Source organism: Pseudomonas sp. PH1b, from assembly GCF_000633395.1.
Taxonomy (GTDB): domain Bacteria; phylum Pseudomonadota; class Gammaproteobacteria; order Pseudomonadales; family Pseudomonadaceae; genus Aquipseudomonas.
Genome location: NZ_AYMU01000009.1, coordinates 59,175 through 79,097 on the forward strand (window position 1 = coordinate 59,175; position 19,923 = coordinate 79,097).

The window sequence follows — 19,923 nt, forward strand, 5'->3', positions numbered from 1 at the left end:
TCCCGTGCAAAACCCTATATAATGTGCGCTTTTAGCCATCCTGACTTTGAGGAGCTTAAGTGAGCACTTTGCCACCCTGCCCAAAATGCAATTCCGAATACACCTACGAGGACGGCACCCAGCTGATCTGCCCTGAGTGCGCCCACGAGTGGTCCGCCAGCGGCGAAGCCGAGGCCGCATCCGATGAAGCCGTGAAGAAAGATTCGGTCGGCAATGTGCTGCAAGATGGCGACACCATCACCGTGATCAAGGACCTCAAGGTCAAGGGCACCTCCCTGGTGGTCAAGGTCGGAACCAAGGTCAAGAACATCCGCCTGTGCGATGGCGACCACGACATCGACTGCAAGATCGACGGCATCGGCCCGATGAAACTCAAGTCCGAGTTCGTCCGCAAGGTCTGAAGCCGCTTCCCTCCCGCGCCTGGCGTGGGAGGGCTCCCCTACGCTGCCCCCCTCCCCCATTGCGACACTCCCCCAGCCCTTGCTAGCAAAAAGCCAGACGGTTTGATCGAAAACAATTTCTGCACAGAAAAAAGCAGAAACTGCCAATAGGCACTTGCTATTCATTGAATAAGAATTATTCTCATTGAACCCCCATTCAAGGAGATGACCCCATGACTTATTTGATTGATGCCTGGCTGGACCGGCCACACCCTTACCTGCGGATCCTGCATCGGGAAACCGGTGAAGTCTGTGCGGTATTGGAAGAGGAAGCCCTGAGCGAGCTGCAGGACCAGGGAGATCTGGACCTGAATGGTTTGAGCTCCAGCGAGCCACTGGTGCTCAAGGAGCTGGTGCGCAATCTGTTTTTGTTCTGCTACGCCAGAGCCTTGCGGCCGACCGGCACTGATGGCCAGGGCCTGAGCGCCAAAATTCGCCTATGAAACCGAAACCGACCAAGGGGCCAGCTTGCTGGCGATGAATCGACCACGGACGCGGTCCCTCCATCACCAGCAAGTTGGCTCCTGCACGAATTACAGAACGTCCAGCAGCTCGACGTCGAACACCAGAACACTGTGCGGCGGGATGCTGCCCACACCCTGTGCGCCGTAAGCCAGTTCGCTCGGCACATACAGACGCCATTTGCTACCGGCGTTCATCAATTGCAGAGCTTCGGTCCAGCCAGCGATCACGCCGCCTACCGGGAATTCAGCAGGCTGGCCGCGATCGTAGGAACTGTCGAAGACAGTGCCGTCGATCAGGGTGCCGTGGTAGTGAGTGCGCACGCTGTCTTCACGGGATGGCTTGGCACCTTCGCCCTGGGTCAGCACTTCAAACTGCAGGCCGGAAGCCAGAGTGGTGATGCCTTCACGCTTGGCGTTTTCAGCCAGGAATGCCAGGCCGGCACCAGCCGCCGCCTCGGCCTTGGCCGCTGCTTCAGCTTGCATGATCTCGCGGATGACCTTGAAGCTGGCGGACATTTCGTCCTGGCCCACACGGCTTGGCTTACCGGCGAAAGCGTCGGTCAGGCCGGCCAGAATCGCGTCCAGGCTCACGCCCGGTGGCGGGTTGTCGCGCAGCTGGTCGCCCAGCTGGCGGCCGATGCCGTAGCTGACGCGGGTTTCGTCGGTGGACAGATTTACTTCGGACATGACACTGCTCCGCTGTGCGGACGGCTCGAGAAAGGCCGTGGGTACACAGCGCCTTCCGGAGCGCCCGGAACCAAAAGGGAGAGCAGACTAGCACAGAAGCCCGGCACGGTTCACCGCACGCGGGCTTCAGCCGCCCGAGTGCAGGGCGATGGGCACTTTCAGGCTTTCTTCGGCGCTGGCGGACAAACCGCACATCTCGTCGTGCACCGAGGTGTGGATCAGGTTGAACGGCAGCTTGGGAAAGGATTGCAGCACTTCCCGGGCATGCTCCACCGAGCGCAGGTGGAAGGTCTGGCCACGAGCATCATTCAGTGGGTACGCCGCGCCATGCATGCGTGCCTCGAGCAGGTAGATCCCGCCTTCCAGGGAGATCAAGTTCAGTTCATCGACCTTTCCGGCAATCGCATAGGCATTCATTTCCTGCAGGTTCATGAGTGCACCTCGTGCATGTTGAGCCCCTGACCGTTACAGGGATATGCCCCGGCCAGGAAAAGCACAAGCCACAAACAACACCGCCCGTCCGTTTCGCAACGGCCGGGCGGACTGCAGTCGACCGGCGAGGACGGTCAGTGCTTGGTCAGCTTGTCCAGATAACCCATGGCAAATGCCGAAATCACGAAAGTCATGTGGATCACCACGTACCACAGCAGGTACTCGGTCGGAGTGTTCTTGGCATCCATAAACACTCGCAACAGATGGATCGACGAGATCGCCACAATGGACGCCGCCACCTTCATCTTCAACGACGAAGAATCCATCTTGCCCAGCCAGCTGAGCTTTTCCTTGTCCTCGTCGATGTCCAGCTGCGATACGAAGTTCTCGTAGCCGGAGATCATCACCATCACCAGCAGGCCACCCACCAGCGCCATGTCGATCAATGACAGCAGGACCAGGATCAGCTCGGACTCGGCCATGGCGAATACGTTGGGGATAACGTGAAAGACCTCCTGGAAGAACTTCAATGCCAACGCCAACAGGCCCAGGGACAAACCGAAGTAGATCGGCGCCAGCAGCCAGCGTGAGGCATACATCGCATTTTCGATAAAACGTTCCATTGAATCTCGCACCTGGTAAAAAACGGCGGCGAGTATATCAGCGCTCCCAAAGCCCATAAACCACAGGAAATCCCCCGCAACACGGGTTTTTCCGGACGCTTTTTCTGCTAGTGTCCAAGGCGTTCCTACCGCTCACCGATATTGGACAGGAAGACCGGAAAATGGATTTGCGATTGCCTTTGGCCAGCGTCGGCCTGGCTGTGGCGCTGCTGCTCAGCGGCGGCTGTTCGCCCAGCGATGAAAAGCAACAGGCCAGCCTGGAAGAGAGAACCAGTGCCTTCGAGAAGTCCCTGGACGCCATCCAGGATCCCAAGCTCAAGGACGCCGTGGCCGACCTGGGCGGCTCACTGCTTCTCCTGGAACGGGCGCAACTCAAGCTCGCCAGCAAGCCGATCGAGACCGAATACGGCGAGGACAGCCTGGCCCTGCTCAAGCACTACCCCACGCCACAAGCCCTGGTGGACACCTACGTCAATGGCCTGTTCGTGCTGCGCAAGTCCTCCAACTCGGACTACCTGACCGACCTGCAACCGGTTTTCCCCTTCAGCTTCAACATGCCGGCGCAGTTCCCCTTTCCCCATGGCCTGGAGTGGCAGTCAGTCACCCTGAGCAACAAGAAAGTCATCGCGTTTCAACCCGAATGGTCGGAAACCGATCCGGGGATCCAACTGAGCCCTTCCAGCTCCAACCTGACCAATCCAGATGACTTGACCGTGACCTATCCCTTTATCGAGGGCCTGGAGGTCGAGAACAAGAACCAGCCCCAGCCGCTCTCTCTGCAGGGCAAGTTGGAGGTGATCGCCCCCGGTCGTGTGCTCGACTTCGAGCTGACCAAGGCCGACATCGGCAAGCCCCGTCAGGACGGCAACATCAGCCTGACCTTGCTGTCACTGGACAAGAACGTCGCCGAAATCGAGCTGAGCAACAGCGCGCCGCTGCCCGAAGAGGCCAATGATGCCTCGCTCAACCCGCTGCTGGCACAAGCCCGCGACAGTAGCGGGCAGATCCTTTCCCGCTCCGGTTCAATCAACGAAGACGCACCGCAGATTGCGTTCTACCGGCAACAATTGGCGCAGATGCAGAAACAGAAAAGCTGGAGCGATGCCTTCGAGAAACAACTGGAGGACGAGCAGAAGGCGTTCGACCAGCAACACACCCATCATTACGCCAAGGTCTATTTCAATGGCTTGATCGACAAGCTGGAGGTCGCCGTACTCGATTTTTCCCAGGCCAGCGTCACTCGCAAGGACCTGGACCTGCCCGTACGGCGTTTCGACCGCAGCACCACAGACAAGAACCTTCAGCTGTTGCCAGTGCCCGTGGTGGTGTATGACGACCAGGCCGCCAGTTATCTCAAGGGCGCGGAGCTCGACGAAGAGGCACTGAAAGACTCCGTGACCATCAGCCAGTCAGTGGACGACGCCAGCGCGGCACGCATTGAATTCAGTCACCCGCGAACCTTCAATGACGAGCTGCTGGGCTCGGAGTTCAGTAGCGGTGACACACCGCTGACGTTCTTCACCCAGGATGACAAAGGCCAGCGCAGCAAGCCGATCGAGCTACCGGACGAAGCCTTTGAAATCGACCCTATGCGCGGCGTCATCACCTACGACCTGAACCTGTTCCCGGAAACCCCAGCGTATGCCGTCGGCTCCATTCCGCTGTACCTGGCCAGCATCGAGAAAAAGACCCTCAGCGCCCAGCAGTTGCCCAAGGGCCTCGAGCTCAAGGGCAACGCCCTGATCGTCGACCAGAAACTCTTTCCCGCCGACGCCTGGCGCTTTTACGCCAAGGATGCCAGCGGCCAGTACCTGAAGGAGATTCTGGCGGTCAGCCACAACGCGCCGAACAGCGGCCCGGCGCTGTTCGATGTGCACTACTTCTATGGCCAGCCCAGCCAACTGGAGACCTACGAACGCAGCGAACTCAACACCGTGGAATATGGCTTTGAGGTCAAGCTGGACAAGCTTGAACCACAAAGCCCTGCCCCATAGGCCTCAATGCTCGGGTTGGAACTGGAAGCTGCGACCGCGCTCGCCATTGATCTGCCGCAACTGGGCCTGCAGATGCAGGCACCAGATCTGCGGATCATCGGCCAGCTGATAGCCGTGGGTGGTCAGGCTTTCAACGATCGAATCGAGGATCGACTCAGCCACCACCGGCCCACAGAACGGCCCTTGGGATTTGATTGCGGAGGGTTGCTCACCTGCCATTCCGGCGGCGAAGAGAAGGGTCCACATCCCGTTTTCTCCCGCCAGGGGGCGGACGCAGCATTCGATACGGGTGACCAGGCCAAGGCATTGGCGAGTGAGACAAAGGTTGCGCGACATGGCGGCGACCCTCGGTAGATCCACTGTTCAGCCTTCAGCAGAGGGCTGTTTCGATCCAGCGACGACTGTCGTTCTCCTTGCCCTGAGAATAGAAGAAAAGCCTGATAAACAAAGTTGACCGATCCAACAGGCGCCGAATGGTCTATTTTGAAAAATTGGCGTCAGCACGCTGGCGCCAACGGCGAGGGACCAGGCCCTCGCCGTTGGCCAGACTCAAGCCGGCTTGGTGTCCGCCAGCGCTTCTTGCGCCTGCTCCTTTTCCGCTTCCTTGAGCTCCTCTTCGCTGATCATCTCGGCAATTACCCGCAAGCGCTCCACCACTCGCGCGTTGACACTGCCCTCGGGGAACTGCCCTTCGGCGTCCGGCTCGCCGGCCGGTTCGCCCACCAGCAGGCTCAGCGCCTCATCGGCCTGACGCACCGCATACACATGGAATTGCCCGGCACGCACGGCCTGCAGCACCTTCTCGTCGAGCATCAGGGTGGCGACGTTGGCCTGAGGAATGATCGCGCCCTGCTCCCCAGTCAGGCCCCGAGCTTCGCATAGACGGAAGAAGCCCTCGATCTTCTCGTTGACCCCGCCAACAGCCTGCACTTCACCGAACTGGTTGATCGAGCCGGTAATGGCAAAGCACTGCTTGAGCGGTGTCTTCGACAGCGCCGAGATCAGCGTGCAGGCCTCGCCCAGCGACGCACTGTCGCCGTCCACATAACCGTAGGACTGCTCCAGGGCAATGCTTGCGGAAATCGCCAGGGGGAATTCCTGGGCATAACGACTGCCCAGGTACCCGGTGAGGATCATCACCCCCTTGGAGTGGATCGGCTGGCCCAGGTTGACCTCGCGCTCGATGTCGACAATGCCGCTGCCGCCGGGATAGACCGTGGCGGAAATCCGCGCCGGCACGCCGAACGCCGAATCCCCCACCTCCAGCACCGTCAGGCCGTTGCATTTGCCGACCGCGGCACCATCGGTGTCGATCAGGATGATGCCCGCCAGCATGTCATCGAGAATCCGTGCCGAGACCCGCCCGGTGCGGGTGGCCTTGGCCTTCAGCGCACGCTCGATATGCCCGGCGTCGGTCATTGCATCCGAGGCCAGGTGACGAATGAAATCAGCCTCGCTGACCAGCTGGAACAGGTCGCCGATACGCGCCGACAAACGCCCCTGATGCTCCGCCAGGCGCGCGCTGTAGGTAGCCAGTCGCGCCACTGCATCCGCCGTCAGTGGCGCCATGCCCTCCTCCGAGGTGCGGGTCTTGAGCAACTGGGCGAACTGCTCCAGGCTCTCGTCCACCATCGGGATGTCTTCATCGAAATCCACCAGCACCCGGAACATCTCCTGAAAGTCCGGATCCAGGTCCTGCAGGGTGTAGTACAGCTGGCGGGCACCGATGATGATGACCTTGACCTGCAGCGGAATCATCTGCGGCGTCAGGGTCACGGTGGCCAAGCGGCCCATCTCGCCCAGGGGCGACTCCATCTTCAGCTTGCGTGATTGCAACGCACGCTTGAGGGCATCCCAGACAAAGGGTTCGCTGAGCATCTTCTCGGCTTCCAGGATCAGGAAGCCGCCGTTGGCTCGGTGCAGCGCCCCCGGGCGCAGCTGGCGGTAAGTGGTGTAGAGCGCGCCCTGGTCGGTGCTGTATTCGATCCGGCCGAACAGGTTGTCGTAAGTCGGGTGGGGTTCGAACACCACCGGAGCACCACCGCTGGCCGGGTGCCCAACCACCAGGCTCGGGCAATACTGCTCCTCAAGCAGCTTGCGCGCCACGGCATCGGTCTTGCTGTCGTCCACCAGTTGCTCGACCACGGTCTTGAGCAGGTAGACCTGCATCGCCTGCAAGTAGCCGCAGACGGCCGCGTTCTCTGCGTATTTCTCGGACAGCGGCGCGAGCAGCGGCTGCAAGGCCAGGGTGATGGTTTCCTCGTTGAGCTGGCGCAACTGGTTGCTCGACTCGCGCTTCCATTGCGGCAGGCTCGCCAACTCTTCGTTGAGGCGCTCCTCCAGGGCGGAAATGTCTTCGTGGAAACGCTCGCGATCAGCCTCCGGCAACTGGGCGAACTCGGCTTCATCCAGGGCCTTGCCTTCGAACATCGGGGTGAAGGCGATGTTGCTGCTGTCCCGGTATAGCGCCACGTCCTTTTCCAGGGCCAGGCGCTCGATCACATCCAGGGCACGGTCGTAACGCTGGTTGAAGGCGCGGTCGATGGCGCTCTTCTTCTGCTGATAGGACGGGTGCTCGAAAACCGCGGGAAAGGTCGCCAGCAGGTTGTCGATCAGGCCGTTGATGTCGGTGATGAAACTGCCCGCAGCACCGGCCGGCAACTCCAGTGCCCGGGGTTCCCGGGGCTCGTCGAAGTTATTGACGTAGACCCAGTCGGACGGTGTCTGCAGGCGCTTGCCTTCGGCCTTCAGGTAGCGTTTGACGAAGGAGAAGCGGCCAGTGCCCGGCTCGCCCATGACAAATACGTTGTAACCGGGGCGCGGCATGGCCACGCCGAATTGCAAGGCCTCGACCGCGCGTTCCTGGCCGAGCACACCGCGAAAGGGCTCCAGATCATTGGTGGTCGAGAAGCTGAACTGTTCAGCAGAGAAAGGACGGGTCAGCGCTTCAGGCGCTAGACGCAAGCTGGCAGCAACAGGATCAGGCATCGGGCTTCCTTACATCAGGCGGGGCGAATGACGGCATTCTGGCGCCGGGTATGCCCGGCTGGCAAGGCACGCCTCGGGGGAAAGCATAGCCAAGGTGGAGGACGCCACCGATGCCAAGTAAAACCGGCTGTTTCATGCATTGTTTTGTAAATAGTTACGGAACCCAAGGAACCTGCCTAAACTCCAAACTGCGCGGCTGGATAGATAACCGGCCCACTGGTGCCGGCATGGGCCAGTCTCCCTGTCCATTGGTATGCACACAAAGAGAACAACGCTATGAAACGGATTCTTCTCGGTACTCTTTTCACCGCTGTATCCCTCAACGCCATGGCCCAGGCCCCAGGCGGCCCGGATTGCGGCTGGGGCAACATGCTGTTCGAAGGCCAGCGAGGCACTCCGGCGCACTTCCTGGCATCCACCACCAACGGCACTTCCGGCAACGCCACCTTCGGCATGACCTCCGGCACCAACGGCTGCTCGACCAACTCCGCGCTGACCTACGGCGGTAAATCCTGGTTCGCCATGAACGGCATGATGAACGAGCTCTCCGAAGACATGGCCAAGGGTCAAGGCGAAGCCCTGACCACCTATGCCGTGGTTCTCGGCGTGGCGCCTGAAGACCGTGAGCACTTTGCCGCGGTAACCCACGAGCACTTCCAGCAGATCTTCAGCAAGGCTGACGTGACCGCGGAAGATGTGCACACCAATACCCTGGCCGTGCTCAAGAGCGATGCGCGCCTGGCCAAGTACGCAACCCCCGCTTAAGCTCGACCCACCCGCTCCTCACGAGGAGCGGGTTTTGTTTTCCGGACCTTGCCCATCTTGGGTCTTTGTATTTCCGACTTAAGTTGCCCACCATGCTCAAACGCCTTGCCTACCTGGCGCTCTGTGTCTGCGCCCCGTTGTATGCCGCGCCCCAGATCGACCCTCAACGTTTGCAGCAACTGGCCAATGACCCCTTCTGGATCTCCATAGGTCATTACGAAACAGCCAAGCTCGGTGGCTGGCGCAGTTACGTCAGCGACCCGAAGTTCTTCCTCGCTCCCGACGGCGCCCATCATCCCGACGCGGAACTCGCAGCGACGCTGAAAGCCCTCTACGCTCCCGCCGATGCAGGCGACCGACATGCGCAGTGCGTCTACCCGTCGCGCACCCGCTGGCTGAAGGCGCAGCTGGGCCTGAACGATGTGCCCCAGGTGGAATGCGCCGAGTTCAAGCAGTGGTTCAAGGATGTCTCGCCCCACAGCACGGTGATGATCTTTCCCGCGGCCTATCTGAACAGCCCCTCGTCGATGTTCGGCCACACCCTGCTGCGCATCGACCAGGCCGACGTGCAAAGCAACAACACCGCCTTGCTCAGCTATGCGATCAACTTCGGTGCCTACATCGAAGGCTCGGACAACAGCATCCTCTACGCCTGGAAAGGCCTGATGGGCGGCTACCCCGGGCTGTTCGCCCTGGTGCCCTACCAGGAGAAACTCTCGGAATACCGCAGCCTGGAAAACCGTGACCTGTGGGAGTACCGCCTGAACCTGACCCAGGCCGAAACCGAGCGCATGGTGGAGCACGTCTGGGAATTGAAGCAGATCAAATTCGACTACTTCTTCTTCGATGAGAACTGCTCCTACCGCCTGCTTGAACTGTTGCAGGTGGCCAGGCCCAGCCTGCGCCTGACCGAGCAGTTCCCGCTGACTGCAATTCCCACCGACACGGTCAAGGCGGTCAAGGACGCCGGGCTGGTGGAGCGCATCGACTATCGCCCGTCCCGGGAGCGGGAGCTGCTCAGTCGCGCCCAGCCCCTGAACCCGGAGGAACAGCAATGGGTGCTCAAGGTCAGCGCCGATCAGAAGCAACTGCAGGCCCCTGAACTCAAGGCCCTGCCCCGGGATCGCCAGGCGCTGATCGTCGACGCCGCCTACCGCCTCGAACGCTACCGGGCCAACGGCCTGGAGCGCGACCCGCAGCGCTCGCAGCGCAGCTTCGAGCTGCTGCGGGCGATCAACCAGAACCCGGCGCCGGAGCTGCAGATCGAGCGTCCCGGTCTACCGGAAGACGGCCATCAGTCGCGCACCTGGCAACTGGGGGTCGGCACCCGGGACGACAAGGCCTTTGCCGAGTACGGCCTGCGCATGGCCTACCACGACCTCAATGACAACGCCGAAGGTTTCCCCCTGGGGGCGCAGATCGAGATCCTGCAGATGAAGCTGCGCCAGTACGAAGGCAACCACTGGCAGTTGCAGCAACTGGACCTGGCGACCATCCGCTCCCTGACGCCGCGCAACGAGCTGCTGCAGCCCTGGTCCTGGCAGGTGATCGGCGGCTTGGAGCGAGTGCCGGGCAAGCATGACGATGAAACCCTGGTCAGTCATGTGAACGGCGGTGCCGGCGGCACCTGGCAACTGGGCGAGGACACCCTGGGTTTTGTCCTGGGCACGGTGCGGGTCGAGCACAACGCTGACTTCGCCGGTTTCATCGCGCCGGCAGCCGGCTTCAACTCCGGGTTGCTGTGGAAAAACCCGCTGGGCAACTTCAGCCTTGAAGCCAAGGGCGACTACTTCACCAATGGCGAGGTACGCCGCAGCCTGAGCCTCAACCAGCAGTGGGAACTGTCGCGCAATCTGGGCCTGCGCCTGAGCGCCCAACGGGAGTTCAGCCAGCTGGCCAGCCCGGTCAACGAAGTGATGCTTGAACTCAAGTGGTATCACTATTAACGGCAGCTGCGAGGGTCAAGCTGCTAGCGACAAGGTTTTCACGCGTCACCGACAATCGCCCTTCTAGACTTCACGCATGTGAAGTCTGGGAGTTCCTCGATGTGGCGTTACGCTTGGGCATTGCTGGCACTGGCCCTGATCGGTGGTTGTGAGTCGAACCACGAGTATTTGCTCAAGCAAGGCTATCCGCCGGCCTTTGCCGACGGCTTCGATGCCGGTTGTGTCAGTGGACGCCAGGCGGCGGGGTCCATGAGCGGGGAGTTTCGCAAGGACGTGCCGCGCTACCTCAAGGATCCGCAATACGCCGAAGGCTGGGACGATGGTTTCCGCCAATGCCAGGCAATGCTGGAGAATCAGGACCGCAACGACTATCGAGAACGGCACTGGGACGAACGCGAACGAGCCTGGCAACAGGAAAAGGACCGCGACGCGGCCCGCGCCTATCGCTCGCAGTAGGTCGTTTTCAGGTATCCGTCCGGGGCCCAAGCCTGCAACCATGGTCCGCCCTCCCTGCAAGGAGCACCACCATGAGCCGAGCCTTCGTCAATGAGGATCAGGCCGCTGACCAGGTCGAGCAGCCCGTGGAGCGGCAGATCAGCAGCCATCCCAATTACGTCACGCCCCAGGGGCTCGCCGAGCTCCAGGCCAAAGTCGCCCAGTTGCATGAACAGCACGGGCAGCAAAGCGATTTGGCAGACAATGCCGACAAGCAGCGCCTGGCGGAACTGGAACGCGACCTGCGTTACTTCTCCCAGCGCCTGCACAGTGCCCAGGTGGTGACTGCGGCCACCCGCACCGACAAGGTGCAGATCGGCAGCCGGGTGACCTTCGCCGATGAGCAGGATCAGCAACAGCGGGTGCAATTGGTCGGGGAGGATCAGGCAGATGCAGCCAGGGGGCTGATCAACTGGGCTTCGCCCCTGGGTCGCGCCCTGCTGGGGGCACAACCCGGTGACGAAGTGCTATGGCAGCGGCCGGTCGGGGATCAGGTGATTGAAATCATCCGTATCGAGCCGGCCTGAAGCACCTCAGACCACGCCCTGGGCGAGCATGGCATCGGCGACCTTGACGAAACCGGCGATGTTCGCGCCCTTCACGTAGTTGATCCGGCCGTTCTCTTCACCGTAGTGAACACAGGCGTGATGGATCGACTGCATGATGTTGTGCAGCTTGCTGTCCACTTCACCGGCAGTCCACAGCAAGCGCATGGCGTTCTGCGACATCTCCAGCCCGCTCACCGCCACGCCACCCGCGTTGGACGCCTTGCCCGGAGCGAACAGAATGCCCGCATCGATGAAGATATCCACAGCCTCCAATGTAGTAGGCATGTTGGCGCCCTCGGCGACACAGGTGCAGCCGTTGCGCAGCAGGGTACGGGCCGCCTCCGCGTCCAGTTCGTTCTGCGTGGCGCAGGGCAGTGCGATATCGCAGGCCAGGTCCCATGGGGTCTTGCCGGCACGGAACTCCAGGCCGAAGCGGCCCGCCAGCTCGCTGATGCGCCCACGGGTGACGTTCTTGAGCTCCAGCACCGCCAGCCATTGCTCTTCGCTCAGGCCGGACTCGCAGTACAGGGTGCCTTCGGAGTCCGACAGGGAAATCACCTTGCCTCCCAGATCCATGACCTTGCGGGCAGCGTACTGCGCCACGTTGCCGGAACCGGAGATCGCCACGCGCTTGCCTTCAACCCGGTCACCACGGCGCTTGAGCATTTCCTCGGCAAAGTACACACAGCCGAAACCGGTGGCCTCCGGACGAATCAGGCTGCCGCCGTAGCTGATGCCCTTGCCGGTCAACACTGAGGTGAACTGGTTGCTCAGGCGCTTGTACTGACCGAAGAGGAAGCCGATTTCCCGGGCGCCAACACCGATATCGCCCGCTGGCACATCCACATCAGCACCGATATGGCGGTACAGCTCGGTCATGAACGCCTGGCAGAAGCGCATCACTTCAGCGTCGCTCTTGCCCTTGGGGTTGAAGTCCGAACCGCCCTTGCCGCCGCCCATGGGCAGGGAGGTCAGGGAGTTCTTGAAGGTCTGCTCGAAGGCGAGGAATTTCAGCACGCCCATGTTAACCGAGGGATGGAAGCGCAGGCCGCCCTTGTAGGGACCAATGGCGCTGTTCATCTGGATGCGGAAGCCACGGTTGACCCGAACCTTGCCCTGATCGTCGACCCAGGACACGCGAAACACCACGGTGCGTTCCGGCTCGCAGATCCGCTCGAGAATGCCGGAGCTCAGGTAATGCGGATTGGCTTCGAGAAACGGCCAGAGGCTGCGCAGTACCTCTTCCACCGCCTGATGGAATTCAGGCTGGTCCGGGTCGCGCTTTTTCAGGCGGGCGAGGAAGTCTTCGACGGATTCGATCATGGGAAGTCTCGGCAAATTTATTGTCGTTAAAGGGAGATTTGCCCGGGACTTTATCAATTCAACCCGCACCGCGACAGCGCAAAATGTCGCAGATATGAATTTAAATGGTGCAATAAATATAAATAGCCCGGTTTTGCAGGTGTTTTACGCACTGAATTGGTGACAAAAATTAACTGTTTTGCACTCACTTTGAACGTTGCCCCGCGCTGGAAAATTAACCGTCGAGGCTTCTGCCAGGCATAAAAAAACGGAGCCCGAAGGCTCCGTTTCTTTCAAGCAGCGACCCGATCAGGCCAGCTTTTTGTGCCGTACCCGGTGCGGTTGCGCGGCGGCTTCGCCCAGGCGTTTCTTGCGATCGGCTTCGTACTCGGTGTAGTTGCCTTCGAAGAACACTGCTTGGGAATCATCTTCATAGGCCAGGATGTGCGTGGCCACGCGGTCCAGGAACCACCGATCGTGAGAGATCACAATGGCGGCGCCCGGGAAGTCCAGCAGGGCTTCCTCCAGGGAACGCAGGGTTTCAACGTCGAGGTCGTTGGACGGTTCGTCGAGCAGCAGGACGTTGCCGCCCTCCTTCAGGGTCAGGGCCAGGTGCAGGCGGCCACGCTCACCACCGGACAGGTCCTTGACGAACTTCTGCTGGTCGCCGCCCTTGAAGTTGAAGCGACCGACATAGGTACGCGACGGGATCTCGTAGTTGCCGATGCGGATCTGGTCGGAACCATCGGAGATCTGCTGGAACACAGTCTTGCTGCCGTCCAGGTCTTCGCGGCTCTGGTCCACGCACGCCAGTTGCACGGTTTCACCGACTTCGATGCTGCCCGAATCCGGTTGCTCCTTGCCCATCAGCATGCGGAACAGGGTCGACTTACCGGCACCGTTACCGCCGATCACGCCGACGATGGCGCCCTTGGGCATGGAGAACGACAGGTTGTCGATCAGCACGCGATCGCCATAACCCTTGGTGACGTTCTTGAACTCGATGACCTTGTCGCCCAGGCGCGGACCGGCCGGGATGTAGATCTCGTTGGTTTCGCTGCGCTTCTGGAATTCCTGGGATTGCATTTCCTCGAAGCGCTGCAGGCGAGCCTTGGATTTCGACTGGCGGGCCTTGGCGCCTTTGCGCACCCACTCCAGCTCTTCCTTCATGGCCTTCTCATGGGCCGACTGCTGCTTGGACTCCTGGGCCAGACGATCGGACTTGGCTTCCAGCCAACCCGAATAGTTGCCCTCGTAAGGAATGCCCGCGCCGCGGTCGAGCTCGAGAATCCAGCCGGCCACGTTGTCCAGGAAGTAACGGTCGTGCGTGATCGCAACCACGGTGCCCGGGAAGTCGTGGAGGAAGTGTTCCAGCCAGGCGACGGAGTCGGCGTCCAGGTGGTTGGTCGGTTCGTCGAGCAGCAGCATGTCGGGGGCCGACAGCAGCAGGCGGCACAGGGCCACACGGCGCTTCTCGCCACCGGACAGGTGCTCGACCTTGGCGTCCCAGGCCGGCAGGCGCAGGGCGTCAGCCGCGACTTCCAGCTGGCGCTCCAGGTTATGGCCATCGCTGGCCTGCAGGATGGCTTCCAGCTTGGCCTGTTCGGCCGCCAGCTTGTCGAAGTCGGCATCCGGGTCGGCATAGGCCGCGTAGACCTCGTCCAGGCGAGCCTGGGCGTCCTTGATCACGCTGACGGCTTCCTCGACCACTTCACGCACGGTCTTGGACGGATCCAGTTGCGGCTCCTGGGGCAGGTAGCCGATGTTCAGGTCCGGCATCGGGCGGGCTTCGCCCTCGAACTCGGTGTCGACGCCAGCCATGATTTTCAGCAGCGTGGATTTACCCGAACCGTTGAGGCCGAGCACGCCGATCTTGGCGCCGGGGAAAAATGACAGGGAGATGTTTTTCAGGATTTCCCGCTTCGGCGGAACAACTTTTCCCAGCCGATGCATGGTGAAGACGTAAGAGCCTGTTTTGCCTGATTTGTCACTTTTTGACATGGTTTTATTCGCCTTTAATCCTTTATTTTCAGTGATTTGATGGTATAGACAGGCGCTTAAATTCTGGAAAGTAAAACGTTAAGTTTTGCGCTGACTGTCCGATACCCCTGACTATACTTAGAAAAGTTATGTTTTATGAGGGAGCAACATGGGTTTCCAGGTCATAGAGCAGGTGGTGAATGCTGCTCGAAGAAAGCTGTTGCTGCAAGACTACATCCCTGCGTACTACCCCAACCTATACATCACCATGGAGCACTCGGGCAGAGCCCTCGAAACGACCAAGAAGTACCTTGAGCATCTGGCTGTGTTTGAGGAGTTTCTGGCCTTTTCCTCCATTGATTTGATTTCTCACCTCGAACAGCGCCCTCATAGCCAATACCTGACAGACAGCGAGCTTTCTAGGTTTGTGTCGGACGCGGGGTTCAGCAAGGAAACTTTGGCCATGAAGTATGCGGGGATGCATTTGCATCCGACTGCCTACAAATCCGTTGGTAAAGTCCATGCGCAGCAGCGAATCGAGGCGGTACGCGACTATCTGGCCTTCCTCTATGACAAGTTGGGTGATCACTCAACACGATATGATGCGGTTGACGATCTGAAGAAGCGCATCAACCGCAAGATCAAAGCGGCCAGCCCTGCGTGGAAAAAAACGCGAACGGACGAAATGAAAGGACTTACCAGCCTGGAGCGAACTCGATTGCTGGAAATCATGCATCCGGATAGCGCCGAGAACCCCTTTTCAGATGAAGCCATAAGGCTGCGTAACTACATCATTTTGCTGCTGGGTCTCGACATGGGGCTGCGCCGCTCCGAGATGCTGCTGATCAAGACCAGCGATATTCACTGGCACAGTCGTCAACTAGCGGTGGTTAACCTGGAGGATGAGAGCCTCGATCCACGAACAATGGCCCCGCAATTCAAAACCAACGAGCGCATGCTGGTGATGACCGATGACCTGTATGACGCAATAACTGAGTACGAATCGAAATATCGTCACAGAAAGCCCCGTAGCGGCACATCGCAAGCGAGAAAGCATCCGTTTTTGCTGGTGGCGCACAAGCGAAATGAGGGCGGACCTTTGACCATCAAGGCAGTGGATGGCGTTCTGTCCAGGGTTCGAGAAATAGCGCCGGAACTGGCCCATGTGCACACGCATACTCTAAGGCATGACGCGGTCTACACGATGCTGGAAAGCATGCGTGAGGAACTGGCAGTGCTCACGCCGGAGGATCGCACCACACAAGTACAAAAGACCCTCACATGGATGTTCGGTTGGAGTCCCGACTCGAACATGCCCGGCCTCTACGGCGCCAAATTCTGGAAGGAAGAGGCAGACAGAGCGATACAGAAGCGGGCCGAGCGGTTTACGGCTATCCGCCATAAGGCCGGCACGACGCAGGGAGATTCAGAGTGAACATCTCCGTCGAAGCACTTCAGGCACCCACGAAGGACAGCCTCGATGCGTGGCTGAATACGCCTCGCCTGGCGAAATGTGGGGAAGTGTTCACCCCCGCCGAATCGATGTGGAGACCGGATAAATCGGCTAGTGATTCAGTCAACTGGAAAGCGGCTATTGCTTGCGTCTCGCCGGATTGGCAGCCCTGGTTGCACGCCGCCCTAGCGCACCGAATGGCCAATTCGGCAGCGCGCACGGTTGCTAACACCGCCAGTGTGTTGTCGCGGGCTGCTCAGATCGGGCTTGACCCGCTCAACGAGGGTCAACTGATCGCTCTGCGGGAGCGCTTTAACTATAGAGAGTTTAGTGTCATTGCCGCCTTCATCGCATTTTGGCACGACTGCGAATCCCTCGAACAGCGCCCGTCGCAACCCCTGATCGACGCCTATCAGGCACTGCCCAAGAAAAAGAATTCCAGCAACGACGTAATCCTCAGCCTGGACCCCGAACAAGGCCCGTTTATGCAGGTGGAGCAAGACGCGCTGCACCAATGGATACATGAGCAATTTTGTCACGGGCAGTTAGATTTCGAGCAGTACCTTTACCTACGCATGTTGATGATTTACGGGCAGCGTGGCGCTCAGGTACGAATGATGGTTTTTGGTGATGTCACGAAGAGCGAGCAGGGCTGCAAGGTCAGGTTTCATTGGGCAAAGCAAAAAGACGACGAGGCAGGTTGGCGAGAAAAGTCCGAAACATTCAGCCTGAATGAGGACCTCTACAACACCGTGCAGGCCTACAAGGCAATGGTTCTGGAACAACTCTGGCAAACCTATCCAAACGGTGCCGACTGGAATGCAGCCATCGAGAATGTGCCCCTCTTTTGTCGGAAGCTGGATGATGAAGCCGGATTTCTGGAGCGGCTGACTCCCCCTATTTTGCTCAATAGCCCCCTTCAAAAAGACCTCGAAGAAGCGCCACAGTCGACCTTTCATATCGGATCAGGCACGATCAAACGTTGGCTTAGCTGCATCGAGCGGATGGAGGGCTTTCCAATTTCGCCTCGCACCCATCAGCCACTGAAAGTGACGCGGGGGCACCGGTTCAGGCACACCCTCGGTACGGACCTCTCTAATGCGGGGCTGAGTGAGTTTGCGATAGCCCGCGCATTGATGCATAGCGATACTCGGACAGTGCGAAAGTACCGTGCCGTATCGCCGGAGTTGCTGGCGTTGATCGACGCGAAGATGAGCGACCATCTGGCCTTGGTTGTGAATGCGTTCACCGGGATCATCATCACGGATCGCACCTCAGCAATAAACGGGGATCGAGCGGATCGACTAATCGAGGATGTAGCAGTATGCGGTTCCGCAGCCGCCTGCCATCTCGATGCGCCGTATACCTGTTATGCATGCGGAAAATTCCAACCTCTTCTGTACGCCAATCACCGCGAGGTCCTTGAACGACTGGAGCGTCGCCGGGAGCAAACCATTGCCACGGATAAAACGACCGGCGTGCTCTGGGATCGGGCCATTCTGGCTTGCCGGAAGGTGATTCTGGATTGCGAGGCCATGCGCCGATCATCGGACTCAAGAAGACAGAAGAATGACCGAAGCGTTTGACTCTGAATCGCCGGATAACATTGTTGATTTTAAGACCAAGAGCCAGCTAGATGCAGCGGCTCACCTCGCTGCGTTTATCGAATGGGCGAAAGAGACTCTGCCCAAAGGCATTCCCAATCGAGTGAACGCGAGTATTCGCTGGGAAGACGGCAGTTGGCACCCGCATGGCTTCTTAAGTAGTAGCTTCACGGCACTTGGATCGACCGTATCTGCCCCAAAAAAGTTGCAGGCACCCTTCACGGATTTTACCAAAGCCATACTGGTGTACCGAAGGGTGTATTTGCAGAAAAAGGTGATGAGTGACTGGATGAACGCCCTGAGAGGGCTGGAAGTCGCTCTGTTCGAATTGACCGGCACACGGGATGTGACGCGGGTGTCCGCCGCTATCTGTAATAATGCGTGCGAGCACATGGAGCGTCACTGGACAAAAGGAAACACCGCATATCTTTCTAGTAAGTCACTTGAAGCCGTCATCGCCCTGATGCGGGCAAAAAAACTGCTCAAATCGGATTTCCGGTGGACCTCTCCGCTGAAGCAGAGCCAGAGAGGTACGCTCAAGCAGCAAAGAGAGGATCGGGAACAGAAGCTGCCTAACCCTGAAGCGATCAGAGCCCTCGGGGAAGTGTTCACAAACGAATTGACCAGCGACCTCGACATCGTGGTGACATCCGCCTGTGCGCTGTTACTGAGTGCACCCAGTCGCGTGGGTGAATTGGCGGATGTTGAATTGGATTGCCTGGTATTCAAAGAGGATACCCAGGGCAATCGGCGCATGTTCCTACGCTGGTACGCGGAAAAAATAAACCAGGTGACGTTGAAGCCCGTCGTTAGGCCTGAGATGGAGCCGGTCGTCGAGCGGGTCATCACGTTACTGAAAACGATCACCGATGAAGCGCGGGCCTACGCCGCCTGGCTGGAAGACAATCCCGATGATTTCCCCCCCCACGAAGGAGTGCCGCCCAAGGGGCCTGATGAACCGCTCACGTACGCCGAAGCCTGTGCCGCGCTGAAGCTCTCCGCTCCTAAGGGCTCCGCGCGAAATGTATTCAATGTCAAGTTACTGAAAAGCCTTGAGAAGCAAAAGGCGTTCAGCCCAGCCGCCCGAGCCCTCTTGGTCGAGATACGTGATGGATGGGACTTCAGCAGAGGGAAGCGGATATATATTAAGGGCAAGAATGGCGTCCGGGGTTGGGAATTTGACGACCGATGTGTGATTACGCTGCGCAAACTCAATGTGCTGGTGCGGGAGAAGTATCTTCCAAAGGATTTTCCGTACACCACGCCGTACACGGAGGGCAAAGCTCGGGTGAGGTACCGTGATGCGTTGTTCACCGTGCGCACGGGAGCACTGACTGCAAACTCAGATACGTTGGGTGCGCAACACGGGTTTGGCGTGGAGATCGCCGCGAACGCTGGCCGATTGAATGCGCAGTTAGGCGGTACGAACGATCCGAAAAGAAAAAGCCTGTTCGAGCGCTATGGCTATCCCGGTGTCAAGGTCAACACGCATGCGTTTCGGCACGAATTGAACACGCGGATGCACGAGGCCGGTCTGTCGCAGTTCCTGATTGACGCCTTCTCTGGACGCACGACGATGGGGTCTATCTACAACCATGAGACCATCGAGGAACGCACCCAAGGGGTTGCGGCTTACCACCCCAAAACAAAGCACAGCACCGCTGCTCAGCGTTTGGAAAAGGTCAAAACCAATCAGCCGCTGAACTTGGCTGAGGTGAGGGAACTGCGCGAGGGTGAGCAGGACCGCATTATCCATCAAACCCATCTCGGCGTTTGTGTACACAACTTCGCATCCGAGCCCTGCCCGAAAATGGGTGCCTGTTTGGACTGCGGGCGGCTCGGTTGCGTCAAAGGGGATGACGTGAAGCTGGGCAACCTCATGGAAGAACGCGACGACCTTAAACGCCGCCTAGATAAAGCAATTGATGCGCAGTCTCGTGGTGTGTTTGGAGCATCGGAGTCGACCAAAAAACTGAGTGAGAAGCTCTTTAAGTGCGAGGCGCTCATCCAAACGCTGGAAAAACCCGAACTCGAAAACGGTGACATTGTGTGGAACTCCGACAACGGTTGGACGCTGACCAAGAACGCCGCCGCAATGTCGGGGTTGATCGAAGTCAAAGTCATTGAAGAGAACCAGGCGCAAGAGGCGTTGCCATCGTTGGATGACGTCTTGGCCTTGCTGGATGAGATAGAGGGTTAACG

At 59.3% G+C, this 19,923-nt stretch carries 18 protein-coding genes; 11 read left to right on the forward strand and 7 right to left on the reverse strand.

The window, feature by feature from the left end:
* The first annotated feature begins 59 nt into the window (after window positions 1-59).
* Window positions 60-401 (forward strand): zinc ribbon domain-containing protein YjdM, encoded by a 342-nt coding sequence (locus U873_RS0115830; protein ID WP_016967028.1) that lies wholly within the window; start codon window positions 60-62, stop codon window positions 399-401.
* A 212-nt stretch (window positions 402-613) separates the two neighbouring features.
* Window positions 614-883, forward strand: coding sequence for a hypothetical protein (locus U873_RS0115835; protein ID WP_025129186.1), 270 nt, complete (start codon window positions 614-616; stop codon window positions 881-883).
* 90 nt (window positions 884-973) lie between these two features.
* Here U873_RS0115835 and U873_RS0115840 read toward each other — a convergent pair whose 3' ends face one another.
* The 3 genes from U873_RS0115840 to U873_RS0115850 all read right to left on the reverse strand — a co-directional run bounded on the left by U873_RS0115840 (window position 974) and on the right by U873_RS0115850 (window position 2,646).
* Window positions 974-1,591, reverse strand: coding sequence for an FKBP-type peptidyl-prolyl cis-trans isomerase (locus tag U873_RS0115840; RefSeq protein ID WP_025129187.1), 618 nt, complete (start codon window positions 1,589-1,591; stop codon window positions 974-976).
* Window positions 1,592-1,717: 126 nt separating this feature from the next.
* The gene (locus tag U873_RS0115845) at window positions 1,718-2,023 is read right to left on the reverse strand and encodes a DUF6482 family protein (RefSeq protein ID WP_025129188.1); all 306 of its coding nucleotides are present in this window, start codon (window positions 2,021-2,023) and stop codon (window positions 1,718-1,720) included.
* A gap of 134 nt (window positions 2,024-2,157) precedes the next feature.
* Entirely contained in the window at window positions 2,158-2,646 is a 489-nt protein-coding gene (locus U873_RS0115850; protein ID WP_025129189.1) for a TIGR00645 family protein, read from the reverse strand.
* 161 nt (window positions 2,647-2,807) lie between these two features.
* Between U873_RS0115850 and U873_RS0115855 the strand changes: the two genes are divergently transcribed.
* Entirely contained in the window at window positions 2,808-4,640 is a 1,833-nt protein-coding gene (locus U873_RS0115855) for a hypothetical protein (protein WP_025129190.1), read from the forward strand.
* 3 nt (window positions 4,641-4,643) lie between these two features.
* Here U873_RS0115855 and U873_RS0115860 read toward each other — a convergent pair whose 3' ends face one another.
* Window positions 4,644-4,976 carry a hypothetical protein gene (locus tag U873_RS0115860; protein ID WP_025129191.1) on the reverse strand — a complete coding sequence of 111 codons (333 nt, stop codon included), beginning with the start codon at window positions 4,974-4,976 and terminating at the stop codon, window positions 4,644-4,646.
* A gap of 213 nt (window positions 4,977-5,189) precedes the next feature.
* Entirely contained in the window at window positions 5,190-7,628 is a 2,439-nt protein-coding gene (locus U873_RS0115865; RefSeq protein ID WP_025129192.1) for a Lon protease family protein, read from the reverse strand.
* A 276-nt stretch (window positions 7,629-7,904) separates the two neighbouring features.
* Here U873_RS0115865 and U873_RS0115870 point away from each other — a divergent pair, with 276 nt between their 5' ends.
* From U873_RS0115870 to U873_RS0115885, 4 genes are all read left to right on the forward strand, one after another.
* Window positions 7,905-8,393: a DUF3015 domain-containing protein gene (locus U873_RS0115870; protein WP_025129193.1), complete on the forward strand. Its 489-nt coding sequence runs from the start codon at window positions 7,905-7,907 to the stop codon at window positions 8,391-8,393.
* A gap of 92 nt (window positions 8,394-8,485) precedes the next feature.
* A complete protein-coding gene (locus U873_RS0115875) occupies window positions 8,486-10,339 on the forward strand; it encodes a DUF4105 domain-containing protein (RefSeq protein ID WP_025129194.1) in 1,854 nt (617 codons plus the stop codon).
* Window positions 10,340-10,438: 99 nt separating this feature from the next.
* Entirely contained in the window at window positions 10,439-10,795 is a 357-nt protein-coding gene (locus U873_RS0115880; RefSeq protein ID WP_025129195.1) for a hypothetical protein, read from the forward strand.
* 71 nt (window positions 10,796-10,866) lie between these two features.
* Window positions 10,867-11,361, forward strand: a complete 495-nt coding sequence (locus U873_RS0115885) for a GreA/GreB family elongation factor (RefSeq protein ID WP_025129196.1) — start codon at window positions 10,867-10,869, stop codon at window positions 11,359-11,361.
* 6 nt (window positions 11,362-11,367) lie between these two features.
* Here U873_RS0115885 and gdhA read toward each other — a convergent pair whose 3' ends face one another.
* Window positions 11,368-12,705 (reverse strand): NADP-specific glutamate dehydrogenase, encoded by a 1,338-nt coding sequence (gene gdhA / locus U873_RS0115890; protein WP_025129197.1) that lies wholly within the window; start codon window positions 12,703-12,705, stop codon window positions 11,368-11,370.
* Here gdhA and U873_RS36675 point away from each other — a divergent pair.
* Window positions 12,704-12,868, forward strand: a complete 165-nt coding sequence (locus U873_RS36675) for a hypothetical protein (protein ID WP_157838091.1) — start codon at window positions 12,704-12,706, stop codon at window positions 12,866-12,868. The two genes, gdhA and U873_RS36675, sit on opposite strands and share 2 nt — an antisense overlap.
* Before the next feature lie 125 nt (window positions 12,869-12,993).
* Here U873_RS36675 and ettA read toward each other — a convergent pair whose 3' ends face one another.
* Complete coding sequence (ettA, locus tag U873_RS0115895; protein WP_115658614.1) at window positions 12,994-14,685, reverse strand: energy-dependent translational throttle protein EttA; 1,692 nt, start codon at window positions 14,683-14,685, stop codon at window positions 12,994-12,996.
* A gap of 148 nt (window positions 14,686-14,833) precedes the next feature.
* Between ettA and U873_RS0115900 the strand changes: the two genes are divergently transcribed.
* The 3 genes from U873_RS0115900 to U873_RS0115910 are packed head-to-tail and all read left to right on the forward strand — an operon-like array spanning window position 14,834 to window position 19,921.
* Window positions 14,834-16,099 carry a site-specific integrase gene (locus tag U873_RS0115900; RefSeq protein ID WP_025129199.1) on the forward strand — a complete coding sequence of 422 codons (1,266 nt, stop codon included), beginning with the start codon at window positions 14,834-14,836 and terminating at the stop codon, window positions 16,097-16,099.
* The gene (locus tag U873_RS0115905) at window positions 16,096-17,703 is read left to right on the forward strand and encodes a site-specific integrase (RefSeq protein ID WP_025129200.1); all 1,608 of its coding nucleotides are present in this window, start codon (window positions 16,096-16,098) and stop codon (window positions 17,701-17,703) included. The genes U873_RS0115900 and U873_RS0115905 overlap by 4 nt, the downstream gene beginning before the upstream one ends.
* Window positions 17,687-19,921, forward strand: coding sequence for a hypothetical protein (locus U873_RS0115910; protein WP_025129201.1), 2,235 nt, complete (start codon window positions 17,687-17,689; stop codon window positions 19,919-19,921). The genes U873_RS0115905 and U873_RS0115910 overlap by 17 nt, the downstream gene beginning before the upstream one ends.
* The last annotated feature ends 2 nt before the right edge of the window (window positions 19,922-19,923 follow it).